19 protein-coding genes and 1 tRNA gene are annotated in these 13978 nt (G+C 66.4%); 11 read left to right on the plus strand and 9 right to left on the minus strand.

Features of this window, described 5'->3' with window-relative positions:
* The 3 genes from VEY12_09215 to VEY12_09225 form a co-directional block, all read left to right on the plus strand.
* The coding region (locus VEY12_09215; protein ID HYM40301.1) for an ATP-NAD kinase at positions 1 to 273 on the plus strand (273 nt) is incomplete at its 5' end.
* A 43-nt stretch (positions 274 to 316) separates the two neighbouring features.
* Positions 317 to 1366 (plus strand): L-threonine 3-dehydrogenase, encoded by a 1050-nt coding sequence (gene tdh / locus VEY12_09220; protein ID HYM40302.1) that lies wholly within the window; start codon positions 317 to 319, stop codon positions 1364 to 1366.
* Positions 1367 to 1368: 2 nt separating this feature from the next.
* The gene (locus VEY12_09225; GenBank protein HYM40303.1) at positions 1369 to 2556 is read left to right on the plus strand and encodes a glycine C-acetyltransferase; all 1188 of its coding nucleotides are present in this window, start codon (positions 1369 to 1371) and stop codon (positions 2554 to 2556) included.
* Here the strand turns inward: VEY12_09225 and VEY12_09230 are convergent.
* From VEY12_09230 to VEY12_09255, 6 genes are all read right to left on the minus strand, one after another.
* On the minus strand, positions 2553 to 2984 hold the full coding sequence (locus VEY12_09230) for a GNAT family N-acetyltransferase (protein ID HYM40304.1): 432 nt from the start codon (positions 2982 to 2984) through the stop codon (positions 2553 to 2555). The two genes, VEY12_09225 and VEY12_09230, sit on opposite strands and share 4 nt — an antisense overlap.
* 2 nt (positions 2985 to 2986) lie before the next feature.
* Complete coding sequence (locus VEY12_09235) at positions 2987 to 3481, minus strand: NUDIX domain-containing protein (GenBank protein HYM40305.1); 495 nt, start codon at positions 3479 to 3481, stop codon at positions 2987 to 2989.
* Entirely contained in the window at positions 3462 to 3797 is a 336-nt protein-coding gene (locus VEY12_09240) for a tRNA-binding protein (protein HYM40306.1), read from the minus strand. Before VEY12_09240 ends, VEY12_09235 begins: the two co-directional genes overlap by 20 nt.
* Positions 3798 to 3839: 42 nt before the next feature.
* On the minus strand, positions 3840 to 4340 hold the full coding sequence (locus VEY12_09245; GenBank protein HYM40307.1) for a hypothetical protein: 501 nt from the start codon (positions 4338 to 4340) through the stop codon (positions 3840 to 3842).
* 82 nt (positions 4341 to 4422) lie between these two features.
* A complete protein-coding gene (locus VEY12_09250; protein ID HYM40308.1) occupies positions 4423 to 4584 on the minus strand; it encodes a hypothetical protein in 162 nt (53 codons plus the stop codon).
* Between the two features lie 93 nt (positions 4585 to 4677).
* Entirely contained in the window at positions 4678 to 7251 is a 2574-nt protein-coding gene (locus VEY12_09255) for a M1 family aminopeptidase (protein ID HYM40309.1), read from the minus strand.
* 125 nt (positions 7252 to 7376) lie between these two features.
* Here VEY12_09255 and VEY12_09260 point away from each other — a divergent pair, with 125 nt between their 5' ends.
* Positions 7377 to 7886: a hypothetical protein gene (locus VEY12_09260; protein HYM40310.1), complete on the plus strand. Its 510-nt coding sequence runs from the start codon at positions 7377 to 7379 to the stop codon at positions 7884 to 7886.
* A gap of 4 nt (positions 7887 to 7890) precedes the next feature.
* Here VEY12_09260 and VEY12_09265 read toward each other — a convergent pair whose 3' ends face one another.
* Positions 7891 to 8205: a hypothetical protein gene (locus VEY12_09265; GenBank protein ID HYM40311.1), complete on the minus strand. Its 315-nt coding sequence runs from the start codon at positions 8203 to 8205 to the stop codon at positions 7891 to 7893.
* 115 nt (positions 8206 to 8320) lie between these two features.
* On the opposite strand from VEY12_09265, the gene VEY12_09270 reads away from it, so the two are divergent.
* From VEY12_09270 to VEY12_09290, 5 genes are all read left to right on the plus strand, one after another.
* Positions 8321 to 8806, plus strand: a complete 486-nt coding sequence (locus VEY12_09270) for an adenosine-specific kinase (protein HYM40312.1) — start codon at positions 8321 to 8323, stop codon at positions 8804 to 8806.
* A 1-nt stretch (position 8807) separates the two neighbouring features.
* Positions 8808 to 9545 (plus strand): class II glutamine amidotransferase, encoded by a 738-nt coding sequence (locus VEY12_09275; GenBank protein HYM40313.1) that lies wholly within the window; start codon positions 8808 to 8810, stop codon positions 9543 to 9545.
* Between the two features lie 138 nt (positions 9546 to 9683).
* Positions 9684 to 10598 carry a transcription initiation factor IIB gene (locus VEY12_09280; GenBank protein ID HYM40314.1) on the plus strand — a complete coding sequence of 305 codons (915 nt, stop codon included), beginning with the start codon at positions 9684 to 9686 and terminating at the stop codon, positions 10596 to 10598.
* Positions 10599 to 10671: 73 nt separating this feature from the next.
* Positions 10672 to 11535, plus strand: coding sequence for a peptidylprolyl isomerase (locus tag VEY12_09285; protein ID HYM40315.1), 864 nt, complete (start codon positions 10672 to 10674; stop codon positions 11533 to 11535).
* A 218-nt stretch (positions 11536 to 11753) separates the two neighbouring features.
* Positions 11754 to 12131, plus strand: a complete 378-nt coding sequence (locus tag VEY12_09290) for a hypothetical protein (protein HYM40316.1) — start codon at positions 11754 to 11756, stop codon at positions 12129 to 12131.
* Positions 12132 to 12183: 52 nt separating this feature from the next.
* On the opposite strand, the gene VEY12_09295 is transcribed toward VEY12_09290, so the two are convergent.
* Entirely contained in the window at positions 12184 to 12753 is a 570-nt protein-coding gene (locus VEY12_09295; protein HYM40317.1) for a hypothetical protein, read from the minus strand.
* Positions 12754 to 12944: 191 nt separating this feature from the next.
* Here VEY12_09295 and VEY12_09300 point away from each other — a divergent pair, with 191 nt between their 5' ends.
* Both VEY12_09300 and VEY12_09305 read left to right on the plus strand, forming a co-directional pair.
* The gene (locus tag VEY12_09300) at positions 12945 to 13178 is read left to right on the plus strand and encodes a hypothetical protein (protein ID HYM40318.1); all 234 of its coding nucleotides are present in this window, start codon (positions 12945 to 12947) and stop codon (positions 13176 to 13178) included.
* An 81-nt stretch (positions 13179 to 13259) separates the two neighbouring features.
* Positions 13260 to 13360: transfer RNA gene (locus VEY12_09305), tRNA-Arg, on the plus strand.
* Positions 13361 to 13390: 30 nt separating this feature from the next.
* On the opposite strand, the gene VEY12_09310 is transcribed toward VEY12_09305, so the two are convergent.
* On the minus strand, positions 13391 to 13978 hold a 588-nt coding region (locus VEY12_09310), incomplete at its 5' end, for an MFS transporter (GenBank protein ID HYM40319.1).

Genomic DNA, 13978 nt, shown 5'->3' on the forward strand with positions numbered 1-13978 from the left:
GATCGCTACCCGAAGGTCAAGCTCGTGGTGAGCCCGATCGGCGCGCAGGGGTTCGTCCTGGGCCGCGGAAACCTCCAGCTCAGTCCCGCCGTCGTCCGGCGGATCGGCACGCGGAATCTGCTCGTGGTCGCGACGCCTGCGAAGCTTGCGGCCACGCCCGTCCTTCGGGTGGATTCGGGGGACGAGGCGCTCGATGCAGAAATCCGCAGGAAGGAGTACCTGTTCGTGCTCATCGGGTACCGGACCACGAAGCTCCACCCGATAAAGGATTGAAATACTCGTTCTTCGCGTCCCGGGTGCGGCTCCAGGGGTTACCATGGCCGACACGATGAAGGCGGCGGTGAAGGTGCGAGCGGCTCCGGGTGCGACGGAGGTCAAGCGCGTCCCGCGGCCCGCGATCGCCCGCACCGAGGCCCTGGTCCGTGTGAAGATCGCCTCGATCTGCGGGACGGACCTCCATATCTACGATTGGGACGAGTGGTCCCAGCATCGGATCCGGCCCCCCTTGATTCAAGGGCACGAGATGGCGGGAGTCGTCGAGCGCGTGGGCGACGAGGTCACCTCCGTGGCCAAGGGGGACTACGTCAGCTTCGAGGGACACATCGCCTGCGGCCGGTGCTACGAGTGCCGCACGGGCCAAGCCCACGTCTGCCGCAACCTGCGGATCCTGGGAATCGACCGGGACGGCGCGTTCGCCGACTACGTGGCGGTCCCCGCCACCAACCTGATCAAGAACGATCCCGAGCTGCCTCTGGAGGTGGCGACGATTCAGGATCCCTTGGGAAACGCGACCCAGGTGGTCATGAACGCGAACGTCCCCGGGAAGTCCATCGCGATCTTCGGCCTCGGGCCCATCGGACTCATGGCGGTTGCCCTGTCCAAGGCGCTGTCACCCGCCCAGGTGATCGCCGTTGAGTACCGGAACGAGTACCGCAAGGAGCTCGCCCGGAAGCTCGGTGCCGACGTCGTGCTGGAGTCGGACGCGACCACGGTCGACCGGATCCTCGAGCTGACAGGCGGCGACGGGGTCAACGATGTACTCGAGTTCAGCGGCGCCCCTCCCGCGCTGCAGCAGGCCCTGAAGGTGGTGCGCCCCGGAGGGGGAGTGCACCTTCTCGGCCTCTATTCGAACTCGGTGACCCTGAACCTCAGTGACGACGTGATCATGCGGGGCGTCACCCTGTACGGGATTACGGGACGGCGGATGTTCCAGACGTGGTACCAGATGGGCGGGATCCTCAAGTCCCAGCACGTGAACCTCAAGCCCCTGGTCACGCATCGCTTCCCGCTCGACGAGTACGAGCAGGCGCTTGAGGTCGTCCGCTCGAGGCAGTGCGGCAAGGTCGTCTTCACGGTGGAGGAGTAACCATGCGGAGAGACCCGACCGGATTCCTGCGGCAGGAGTACGAGGCCCTGGTGGCGCAGTCCCTGGATTGGAAGATCCGCACCCTGAAGGGACCGTCCGCGCCGCACAGCAACGTGGGCGGCAAGGAAGTCATCATGCTCTGCTCGAACAACTACCTGAGCCTCTCCAACCACCCGAAGCTGAAGCGGGCAGCGGTCCAAGCCGCGCGGGAGTACGGCGCGGGGAGTGGATCCGTGCGGCCCATCGCGGGGACCATGGACCTCCACGAGGAGCTCGAGCGCCGCATCGCCCGGTTCAAGCATCGCGAGGCCGCGCTCTTCTACATGAGCGGGTTCGCGACCAATGCAGGCCTGATTCCCCAGCTCGCGGGCGAAGGCGACACGATCATCACGGACGAACTCAACCACGGGAGCATCATCGACGGATGCCGCCTCACGAAGGCCCAGCGGCTCATCTACAAGCACCGCGACATGGACGAGTTGGAGAAATGCCTGCAGGAGGCGGACAAGGCCGCTCGCCGGATCCTCGTCATTTCGGACGGCGTGTTCTCCATGGATGGGGACATCGCGCCCGTGGACGAGATCGTCAAGGTGGCCGAACCCTACGGGGCCATGGTCTACATCGACGACAGCCACGGGGAGGGCGTCCTGGGCGAGGGGGGCCGCGGCGTGGCAAACCACTTCCACGTGGAGGACCGGGTCCACGTGGAGATGGGCACCTTCTCGAAGGCGCTCGGCGTCGTCGGTGGATACGCAGCGGGATCGAATGACCTCCGACTGTTCGCCTTGAACAAGTCGCGCACCTGGCTCCTAAGCGCCTCCCATCCGCCCGCAACGATCGCCTCGTGCATCGCGGCGATCGACGTGCTCGAGTCGGAGCCGAAGTGGGTCGAGCGGTTGTGGAAGAACACGCGGTACTTCAAGAAGCAGCTTGTCGCCCTGGGCTTCGACATCGGCCACAGTGAGACGCCCATCACGCCCGTGATGCTCGGGGAGTCCGCCGTCGCCAAGCGGTTCTCCGATCGGCTCTACGAGGGGGGCGTCTTCGCCCTGCCTATCGTGTTCCCCATGGTCGCGAAGGACAAGGCCCGAATCCGGAACATTGTGAACGCCGGGCTGACGCGGAAGGATCTGGACTTCGCCCTTGCCGCGTACGAGCGCATCGGCAAGGAGCTCAAGGTCATCCCTTAAACGTCCTCGTGGTCCTTGATCCGGTAGTAGAGGATGTCCGACGGGGTGTAGCCGAGCTTCGCGAAGAGGGAGCGAGACGGCGTGTTTTCCGCCTCGATCAGGGCGGCGAACATCTCGAGCCCGTACTTCCGAAGGCCCCGTTCGCATTCACGGACCAGGCGCGCGGCGATGCCCGCACGCCTGTACTCCGGCAGGACCGCGAGACGATTGATCCAGCCCTTCCGGGTGTCGTGCGTGCCGAACACGGTCCCCACGAGCTGCGGACCGTCGAACGCGCCCAGGTATAGGGTCTGTTTCGACCGAAGTTGCTTCGCAAGGTTCCGCCGGCTTTCGCGGCCGCGCACCCTCGGGTTCAGGTGGCAGACCCGAAGGACTTCGATGATTGCGGCGTAGTCGCTCATCCGTAGGCGGCGGATCGCGATGACCATGGTCACGCCCGTTGCTCGATCAGGTGGCGCGTAGGATGCACGAACAGCTCGCGGGCGTCCTGGGGCAGGTATTCCGCGAGAAACGGCGGCATCACGGGGAACCCGCGGAGCTTGGCGAGAGGGAGCAGCCGCATCCGGATGTGGGACTCCAGGGACCGGACGTATCCGTTCGCGTCGGGGGCGGGGAACTCGGACGACAGGTCGACGAGGAAGTAGAAGCCGATCTCGTGGGTGTCCACGCCCTTCAGCGTGTAGAAGTTCTCGTGCACGTACACGAGCTTGTCCGCTTCGACGTTCAAGCCCGTCTCCTCGTACACCTCGCGGGACATGCAGAGCGCGAGCGTCTCGCCGAACTCCAGGTGGCCTCCCGGGAGGGCGTACTGCTTCCCGCCGCGGCCGTCCTCGCCCTCCTGGAAGAGGACGCGGTCCCCGTGAATCAAGATGCCGCAGCTCCGGACGAGGAACTCGCGATGGCCGTCACGCAATCCGAGCGCCAAGCTCGCCCTCCCGATCGGGTCGCAGCAGGATCACACGACCGTCCGATTCCACGGCCCCGAGGCAAAGGACCTCGGACATGAAAGGCCCCACTTGGCGGGGGGGGAAGTTCGTGACCGCAATAATCGCGCGTCCTAGCAGCTCCTCCTTCGTGTACCAGGGTTGCACCGCGGCGGATGACTTCCTGCGCCCGAGAGGGCCGAAGTCCACCGTCAGGCGATAGGAGGGCTTGCGCGCCTCGGGGAATTCCTGGACCTCGACGATCCGGCCGACGCGCATCTCGACCTTCGCGAAGTCATCGATCGCGATCCGGGACATCCCTCGGCGGAAGGCCCGCCGGCCATTTGAGGCCTTTGCCCCTCAATACGCGCGGGACTCGGGGAGGCGGACACCGAGGCGCTTGCAGAGCCGCTCGTGATCCTCGCGGCTCGTCCACTCCACTCGGAGGTAGTCCGAGATCTCGCCGTCGGACATGCCGAGACGGCGCGCCTCCTGGACCGCCACCTCGTACGCTTCGACTTCTGTGGGCCGGTCCACGTAGCTGTACCGGCGGTCCCAGAGCTCCCTGCCCGCGTGCCACTGGCGGATGTGGGTGAGCTCGTGCAGGATGTCCAGGTAGAGGACGCGCGCGTCGCCCGTCCGAAGGTACGTCAGCCCGGCGCACACGTTGCCAGGCCCGTCGTCGATGTACATGTAGGCGTCCTCGGGAACTACGTCAACCTTGCAGTCCCGCAGGACCTCGGCCCGGAGGCCGTCCGAGAACAGCTCCCGGAAGGCGGGGGATCGATCGAGTTCTGGGAACACGTCGAGGAGCGGGTAGAGCCCGGCCTTGACCTTCCGGTTCACGCGGATCTCGGCCATCCTAAGATGCCTCGACGCTTCCGCGGGGGAAAAAGGTTTCGCGACCGGCGGCTTCGTGGGATATCCGCGCGGTTTCCGAGACTCAGAAGATCAGCGCCCAAATCATGCCGGCGAACGCGATGCAGAGGAGGGCGACCAAAAGGATCACGAGGAGCTTGTGCCGCCGGCTCACCGGGGGCCGTTGGGGAATCGCGGCGGCGGTCTCGGGGACGCCTCGAGGCGACGCGGGTTCCGGGGTGGACATGGTCAGGGACGGGGCATCCTGACGCCGACGCGCGGGAAGAGGTTTACGGGCCGCTTCGCGTAGGGGTGGCCGCACGGCGGGGCGAGTCTCGGATTACCGTCTCCGCTTGGCCATGGCGTCCATTTTCGCCTCGAGGCCGGTCACGCGGATCTTGAGCTCCTTGTTCTCGTCCTTGAGCTTGTCCAGCTCATCCTGCTGCTCGAGCCGCTTCGCGTTCTCCGCGTGCTTCTCCTTGATGGCGGAGGCGGCCTGCCGCGCGTTCCGGCGTAGGTTGCCGAGGACCGATGTGTCCTGGATCTTCTCCAGCTCGCCGATCGCCTTCTTGTAACCGAGGGCGGCCATGCCCTCCACCGCACCGAGCTTCGTGCGGTAGTTGGAGTCCCGGGCCAACGCCGCAAGTTCCTCGAGAATCTCATCGCGGCGCCGCTCGTGGTAGTACCCCAGCTTGCCCAGGGCCGATCCTGCCCCGAACCGACGCAGCTCCGGCTGGCCGTACGCAGTCCGGGCGACGAGGGCCTGAATCCCTTTCTCCAGGCGCAGGTCCGCGATCGCGTTGGATGCACTCCGAGAGATCCACTCTGCCTGGGAGGGACGGTCCATCCCGTTCACGATCGCGTCGAACGCGCCGTCGTGGCGGGTTTCCGCCATCGCGAGCGCAGCGGTTGCCATGGGAAGGTAGATCCCGTCCTCCAGGTAGGCCTGGGATAGGGCCTTGAACGCGACGTCGTCCTTGCGAAACTTGCCGAGCGCGCGGTAGATGCCGCGACGCACGCGGCTGTCCTGGCCCTTCAGGGAGCCGAGCAAGACATCCCGCGCGGCCTCGGTGCCGACCTCGCCGAGGCCGAGTGCCGCGGCGCGCCGGACGCCCCAGAACTTGTCCTTCGTGAGGGCCTTCTCCAGAGCGGCCACTGCCTCGCCATCTCCCACGAACCGACCGAGCCCCTCGCACGCCTCCATGCGCGCCCAGACGCCGTGCGCATGGGCGAGCTGCCACAGGAGTTCCGCCTTCTCCTTCTTGAAGGTCAGCTTCTTCAGGAGCGCCCCATCGGGGTCGAAGACCACGCTCTTCGGGCGGCGCGGGCTCCCGATCCGAAAGAGGTTCTCCGTCTTGTCGATCTGCACGGTCTCACGCCACACCCGGTCGTCCGTCGCGAACTCGATCTCGATGGGCATCTGGAAGATGGGGACGCCGTCCTTGGTCTCCTGGGTCTGCTTCACCTTGACCTCAACCTGCTTCGCGGCCTCGTCGTAGGACCAGGCCACCTCGAACTCCGGGTGGCCGGGCTTCAGAAGCCATTCCTCGAAGAACCAGGCGAGGCTCTTCCCCGTGGCCTCCTCAAGGGCGACGCGGAAGTCCGTGGTCTCCACGTTCTGCCGGCCGTGCTGGGCCACGTAGTTTCGAATGCCCTTCCACCACAGGTCGTCCCCGAGGACCGTCCGGAGCATGTGGAGCACGCCGCAGCCCTTGTTGTACGTGTGCCCGTCCAGCATGTCCTCCGCGTCGACGAACTTGTGCGTGACGATGGCGCGCTTGTACTCCTTCTCCGCCTCCTCGTAGTAGCCCTCCCGGGTCTCCTCGAGGTGGACGAGGAAGTCGTCCTTCCCGTAGTGGTCTTCCCACCACAGGCACTCGAAGTAGTCCGCGAAGGACTCGTTGAGCCAGAGGTGGCCCCAGCTCTTGCACGTGAGCCAGTCCCCGAACCACTGGTGCGCCAGCTCGTGGCTCAGGAGCCCGTCCGAGGAGTAGTCGGGGTACGCGTGCTCGTCCGTCAGGCAGTACTCGTGGAGGATCGTCAGTGAGGTGTTCTCCATGCCGCCGAACGTGAAATCGGGCACGCAAGCCTGGGCGTACTTGTCCCACGGGTACTTCAGGCCCGTGACGCGACCGAAGAACTTGACCATCTCGGGCACGCGAGAGAAGCACAGGTCGATGGCCTTCCCCATGCCTTTGGGCACGTACGCCTGGACGGGCACCCCGTCCGCGTCCCACTCCTTCGTGTCCCACTCCCCCACGACGAGGGCGACCAGGTAGTTCGGATGGGGCTTGTCCTGGAGCCAGTGGAACGTCCGCGTCCCCTTCTTCTCGTCGTGCTTCTCGGAGACCAGGCGGCCGTTCGCGATCGCCCGGTAGCGGTCCCGGACCGTGACCACGATCTCCGTGGTGAACTTCTGGTTCGGGTAGTCGTACGACGGGTACCAGGCGCGGTTGTCCATCTCCTCCCCCTGGGTCCAGACGATCCTCGGCTTCTTCGGGTAGCCCTTGTCGGGACCGGTGAAGAACAAACCCTTCTTGGGCGACGCCGCGTACCGCACGCGCACCTCGAACGGATCGCCCGCCTTCCGGACCCTCGGCAGATGGATGATGAGCTGCTGCCCGACCGCCTCGAACTCGAGAGCCTTGCCGTCCGCGTCCTTGACGCCCCGGATGTCCAGGGAATCCTGGTCGAGGACGACCTCCTTGAGCCCGTCGTTGATGGGGACGAGGCGGTGGGTCGCGGTGCCCGAAACGGTCCTCGCCTCGTCGTCGACCGTGACGTCGAGGCGGAGGTGCTGCACCAGGAACGTGCGCTCGCGCGCCCACTGCTCCGACGTTTCCGTCGGCGCGAACATCCGATCCGCGAAGGCCCCCAGCCGCTGCCCTCGGCACGTCTCGATAAGCTCCGTCACGGTCCAACCCCGCTCCGACGCGCCTCGGCAAGGCGAGGGACTACTTAGGGGTTCTCGCGAGTCGGGCCGACCGGAGCCCGCGGGGACGCGGAGGACTTATACGGACGCCGGGATACGCGCCGGCCGTGGGACGAGACTACACGGAAGAGATCCGCGGCACGTTCGAACGGATCCAGCGACCCCTGCGCTGGCCCATGCAGGACTACCGTCGGCGAAAGATCTCAACCGCCCGCTTCGAGGGATATCGCTTTTCCCGGGTGCGGGGGTCCGCGTCCGCGGGCTTCGCCTACGGGTTCGCCTTGGCCCCGCGCGCGGAGCTCGGCGTCCGATCGCCCCCGGAGGCGGTCACGTACGCGTTCGTCCAACCCACCCAGTCGTCCCTGTACGAGGAGCTCGTCACCCGGCCCGGCAGCGCGGTGCGCCGGCTCACGGCGAGCGGCCGCTCCCTGGGCTACCCGTTCGAGCTTCACCTGGGCGCGGCGATCGCCGCGGTCCGCCATCGATCCTTCGCCCGCTTGCCTCCGGAGCTGTTCGTGGTAGGTGCCGCGGATTTCTTCATGATCGCGCAGGCTCCCCTCCGGGTGGGCGGGTTCGTCGAGCGCGTGCGGAAGGCGACCGAACGAGCAGGTCCGTAGGGCGTCACGCGCCCATCTCGAGCGCGAGCTCCGCAGGGACGTGCGGGCGGTCGAGCACCTCGAACACGCGAGACCAGTTGTCGGCCAGGTCGCGGGAGCAACGCAGCACGCCGAGATCGACGAGGGACTGAAGCCGCCGACGCGTTCGGGTGGCGGGCCACTGGAACCGGATCGCCATGTATTCCAAGACGGACCGTTCCCGGGCCCCGTGGTCGGGGAAGCGGACCTGGAGGGCCGTGGCGAGGAGGGCCAGATCCTGTCGGAGGAGGGGGTCGTCCACATCGCTGAGCACGGACCAGAGACCGCGGCACCGGGACATGGGTCCTGGAACGAGCGAGGACTGCCTCAGCCTGCTTCCTGCATGTAGCGTGCCTCCACGGCCCGCCGCACCGGAAGGGCTTTTATCGTCGCCTCCGGATACATGCCCGATGTCCGTGGAGACGGAGCTTGTCCCGATCGAGAACCCGGAGGGCCTGAACGTCATCCTGGGGCAGACCCATTTCATCAAGACCGCGGAGGACGTCCACGAGGCGCTCGTGAACGCGGTTCCCGGCATCAAGTTCGGGGTCGCCTTCTGCGAGGCGAGCGGCCCCTGCCTCGTCCGCGTGGAGGGCAACGACGTCGCGCTCAAGGAGCTCGCCGCGAAGAACGCCCTGGCCGTGGGCGCCGGGCACTTCTTTATCGTGGTCGTCAAGGAGGCCTATCCGCTCAACCTGCTCCGCTCGCTCCGGGAGGTCCCCGAGGTCGTGAACCTGTATGCGGCCACGTCGAACCCGATCGACGTGGTTGTCGCGAAGAACGCCCGAGGCCGCGGCGTGCTCGGGGTCGTCGATGGCGAGCGGGCGAAGGGGATCGAGGGCGAGCAGGACCGGAAGGAGCGACGCGAGTTCCTCCGCAAGATCGGCTACAAGCTGGGCTGACATGTGCCGCCTCCTCGCGGTCGTGAGTCGGAAGCCGATCCCGCCGGAGATCCTGATGTCGTTCCGCCAGCTCGCGGACACGGGCAAGGGCTTCCGAGACTTCGGGTGCCCCGAGCCAAATCCCAAGACAGGTCATCCGGACGGTTGGGGCATCGCGTGCGTCGGGGCGGAGGGGGAGTTCTACGCGCGAGGCGCCCTCAAGGCGACTGCCGATCCAAGGTACGAGGATGCGGTGCGGCGGATGGCCCGGACCTGCAGCCCGCCCCTCCTGCTCCTGGCCCACGTGCGCTGGGCGTCCTTCAAGGATACCGTGAAGGAGGAGTACAGCCACCCCTTCCGTCGCGAGGTCGATCACCATCCGATCTTCTTCGCCCACAACGGCGAGATCGACGGCCTCCGTCTGCAAGACGGCAAGATCGACAGCCAGGTGATCTTCGAGCGGTTCCTGGATGGCTTCGGCCCGGACATTCGTCCGCTCGCGGAGGTCAAACAGGCCGTGGCCAAGGCCAAGGAGTCCTTGGACGCGGAATACCCGAGGAAGGTCGAGTCGTACACGTTCATCATGATCGAGGGCGACCGCGTGATCGCCCACCGCGACGCGCGCACCTGCGTGCCGTACTACACGCTCCACGAGACCGCGGCGGACGACATGCGGGTCGTGTGCTCCGAGGTTCTCCCCGCCCTGCCGGGGCGATGGCGCATGCTGCGGAACGGGGAGTTCCTCGAACTCCGGCCCTAGTGGTAACGACCCGGTAACCTGATGGGACTCGGTGCCGGTCGTCGGATTGCGGCGTCAGGATGACGATTCGCAGAAAGGCCTATATAGAGCCTGTCTCGTTGGGCCTCCATTCTTGCGGTCGGGGGAGGACCTGATAGGGTGCGAGAGGTAGAGGTTACGACCCAGTGCCCTGAATGCCGGGGCGACCATCTGGTGCGGGACTACGAGCGCGCGGAGATCGTGTGCGAGGACTGCGGTCTCGTCCTCGACGACATGATCATCGATGAAGGCCCGGAGTGGCGGGCGTTCGACTCCGAGCAGCGGGAGTCCCGTGAACGGGCCGGGCCTCCGAGCACGATCATGGCCCACGACAAGGGCCTGTCCACGTCCATCGGGTGGAGGAACAAGGACGCCTACGGACGCCAGATCCCCCACAAGAGCCGCGCCCAGATCTATCGCTTGCGGAAGTGGCAGCACCGCATCCGGACGTCGAAGAGCGGTGAGCGCTCCCTCGCGCAGGGGCTGACCGAGATCAACACGATGGCCTCGAAGATGGGGCTCCCGAGACACGTCCGCGAGTCGGCCGCGGTCCTCTACCGCAAGGCGAGCACGAAGAACCTGGTGCGGGGACGGTCCATTGACGAGGTCGTGGCCGCGACCCTGTACGCCTCCTGCCGGCAGTGCGGTGTGCCGCGGACCCTGGATGAGATTGCGGGCAAGTCGAGCGTGGATCGCAAGTCCATCGGCCGCACGTACCGTACGCTCGTGCGCGAGCTGGGCCTGAAGCTCCTTCCGCAGAGCCCGCGGGACTACATCGCGCGCTTCTGCAATCGACTCGACCTGGACATGGAGGTCCAGCGGAAGGCGAAGGAGATCCTCGACAAGGTGGAGAAGGACGAGCTCGCCTCCGGCGTGGCGCCGAGCGGTGTCGCCGCCGCGACGATCTACATCTCCGCGATCCTCTGCAGCAAGCCGTGCACGCAGAAGGAGGTCGCCGAGGTCGCCGGAGTGACCGAGGTCACAATCCGCAACCGGTACAAGCGCATCTCGGTCGCCATCGGAATGAACAAGTGAGCCTCCGTTCGCCTCCATTCCGCAACCTTTAAGGGAAGGCGCCCCTTCCGAAACCTCTCCGAGCGGTGAGCGCGTGGCCTCCGACACGATTGGGAAGGGTGACATCGTATGGCTCGAGTACGACGCCTACACGGTGAACCCCAACGGGACGCAGTCCCTCTTCGACACGACCCACGAGGAGGTCGCGAAGAAGGAGAACAAGTTCGAGGAGAAGAAGGTCTACGCCGAGCAGGCCGTCGTCGTAGGCAAGGGACGCCTGTTCGCGGGGCTCGAGGACGCGCTCCTGGGTTCGAACCTCGGTGATTCCAAGGAGGTTGTCATCCCCGCGGAGAAGGCCGCGGGCGCGCGTGACGCGCGGCTGGTCGAGCTCAAGACGGAGCGCGAATTCTTGCGGCAGGAGATCACGCCCGAGCTCGGCCTCGAGGTGTCCATCGGCGGGCGGAGAGGCACGATCACGTCCCTCGCCGCGGGCCGAGTCCGAGTCGACTTCAACAATCCACTCGCCGGGAAGACCGTCAAGTACGTCTTCAAGATCACAAAGAAGGCCACGACCCCGGAGGATCGGATCCGCGCGATCCTCGAGATGGACTACGGACTCGCGGAGCAGTTCAAGATCCAGCTCACGGACGATGTCCTCGAAGTGAAGGTGCCCGATCTGTGCAAGACGGACGAGAAGTGGTTCGTCTCCAAGTTCCGCGTCTTCGCCGACCTACGGGAACTCACGGACCTCCACGTCATGCGGTTCGTCGAGGAGTACGAGAAGAAGGTCGAGGCGCCCAAGGAGGAAAAGCCCGCGGAAGCCAAGGCGGAGGAGCCGAAAGCCGAAGCGAAGCCCAAGCCCGCCCCGAAGAAGGCCCGCCAACCCAAGAAGCCGGCGGAGCCCAAGCGGTCCGAGGAGGAGCTTCCGCCGGAAGAGAAAGCCCCCGAGGAACTCTGACGGGGACGCCGCACCAGCGCGATCTGCCTAGCAAGCGAACGCCCGTAGACACGAATCCTCAGGTGTGGACGTCAACGGACCACACTCTTGTCCGCTGTCTCCCCATATAACGGTTCTGTCAACGGCCGCGGGACAAGAGCTTCAAGCCTCGTTCGAAGACCGTTCCACAAACGATTTCCCTCCGGACGATGGCGCGGAGCCGGGAGGTGAATCCACACATGGACGCGACCCAAACCGGGTCCACGGCGACGGGCCTCACGCACACCTGGCGTGAGCTCACCAAGATGCCCACGTACCTCGTCCCTGAGGTGCTCGCGGGCGTCCTCGCGGTGCTCGTCGGCGTGCTGACCTACGCCTTCGACGTTGCGAAGGCCGGCGCACCAGTCGCGGTCCTGCCAGCCGAGGCGTGCCTCGTGCTGTTCGGGATCGTCGGCTTGATCGGCTACGCGGTGTCGAAGCAGAACGTCCAGAACGGGGCCATCGTCGCGATGATCTCGGGTCTGGCCATGGTTGTCCTCGTGAGCGGTACGGCGGGGCTCTTGCTCGGCCTGCTCCTGCTCGCGGGTAGCCTGTGGAGCCTCGGCGTCAGCCGATAAACCGGCGTCGTCGCTGAACGCTCCTTTCCCCTTTTGTTTTCCTTCCCTGCCTTCAAGACCTGCTGATCCGTGATCGGCTCGCGTTCCGGACGAACGCGAGCAGCGCGTCGAGCGCGAGAATCGCGGTCCCTGCGGCCAGGAGCAGGAGGAGCCACGCGTTCCCCGCACCCCATGCGTAACCCGAGCTGGAGAAGCTGCCGGACGACCCGTAGAAGCCCGTGAAACTTGCATGACCAGGGAAGACGGGCAACCCTTCGGTCGTCCCAGGCAGCTCGAACCATGCGATCACGACAGCCGCCCAAGCGAGGACCATCCCGAGGAACGCGGCCGCGCCCGGGATGCGAACGGCCCGCGCCCGGATCTGCGGAAAGGCGAACGTCGCGGCGGCCAAGACGAACGCTATCGTAGTGGCGATTTGAAGAACTTCGAGGAGGAGCATGCTCTCGGCCAGACCTGCAGGGGGAGGTGGCCCCAGAGTGGGCCCTGCGTACGGGTAACAATGCCCCGGTCCGCCGTCGGGCCAGCACCACTGCCCGTTCCAGTAGACGGTGCTTTCCGAACCCATGAAGTCGTAGGACCTAAATTCCCACCAGGGGAAGAACGGGCTGAGCACCGCGGCCATCGCACACACCGCGAGAAGGCCGAAGGCCCATCGGCCCCAACGGTCTCTGGGCAACACCCCGCGGCGCGGCCTCGCGATCCCCCCTGTGGGCGTGGCGTCCATGGCCGGACCCGCAGGACCTGAAACGGCTGCCGGGCCATAAATGCGCGCCGGCACGGAAGCCTTAACCTTCAGGGCGCGCTTCGGCGTTCGTGAAGCACCCTCGAGCCTGGGCTGCGGTGCTCATCGTCGTGTCCATTCCGGTGTTCCTGATCGGGGGCAACCTCGCCTTCTGGTGTGGCCTCCCTTCCCCGAACGGCTGCTTCGCACCGCTCGATGCGACGCGCGGCTTCGCGACGCTCATCGTGGGCGGGCTGCTCATCGTCGGAGCCGCGATGACCCTCACCGCCGGCCGGGCGCCTCACCGGGCCGGGAATCAAACGTAGAGCGATACAACGGGTGGCCGCCTGAAGGATCACTCCGCAGCGCAGGAGGATTTATGCGCCGCGGAACCTTCAGCGACCCCGGCTCGGGTCGCCTAGCATGGATAGGGCTCCGGCCTCCTATCGTTCCACCGAAACGGGCGGGAGAGAGCCGGCTGTCTGGGGTTCGAATCCCCACCCGAGCGTCTTCCCTTCCCGCGCGCGTTCCCTCGTGCTCAGCGCTCGCGCGTGGCGAGGACGAGCCCCAAGCCGATCAACGCGGAGAGGGAGATCATCGCGAACGGCGCGACGTAGCTGCCGGAAACGTCCAGGAGCAGCCCCGCGACCCCGGGCGAGATCGCGCCGCCGATCAGGCTGATCGTGTTCATGAACGCGTACGCCATCCCCGCGAACCGCGTCGGGAGGATCTGCGCGGAGAACAGGTAGTACACCGTGAAGGGCATCTGGGCCAGGAGGCCTCCCGCGATGAGGAGCGGGATGGCCCCGAGGCCGAGGAAGGGCGCGGCCGCGCTCGTCGCGGCGAGGATGCCGAACGCGGCGAGCGGCACCCTGCGCTTGTCCCGCGAGAACCGGCCTTCCGCGAGGAAGCCCCCGACGGGCCGGGAGAGGATCCCGGCAGCCGGGATCGCCGAGGAGATGAGCCCGAGGACCACCGCGTCGTGCACGCCGTTCTTCCCGAGGAAGGTCGGGGACCAGCTCGAGTAGAAGATGTACGCCGCGTAGCTGCAGGCGAACACCGCCCCCAGCTTCCAGAGCTCGCGGTTCCGGAACGCCTGGAGGTAGTCGGCGAAGGCGAACGATTC

The sequence above is a fragment of the Thermoplasmata archaeon genome, from assembly GCA_035632695.1.
Lineage (GTDB): Archaea > Thermoplasmatota > Thermoplasmata > RBG-16-68-12 > RBG-16-68-12 > RBG-16-68-12.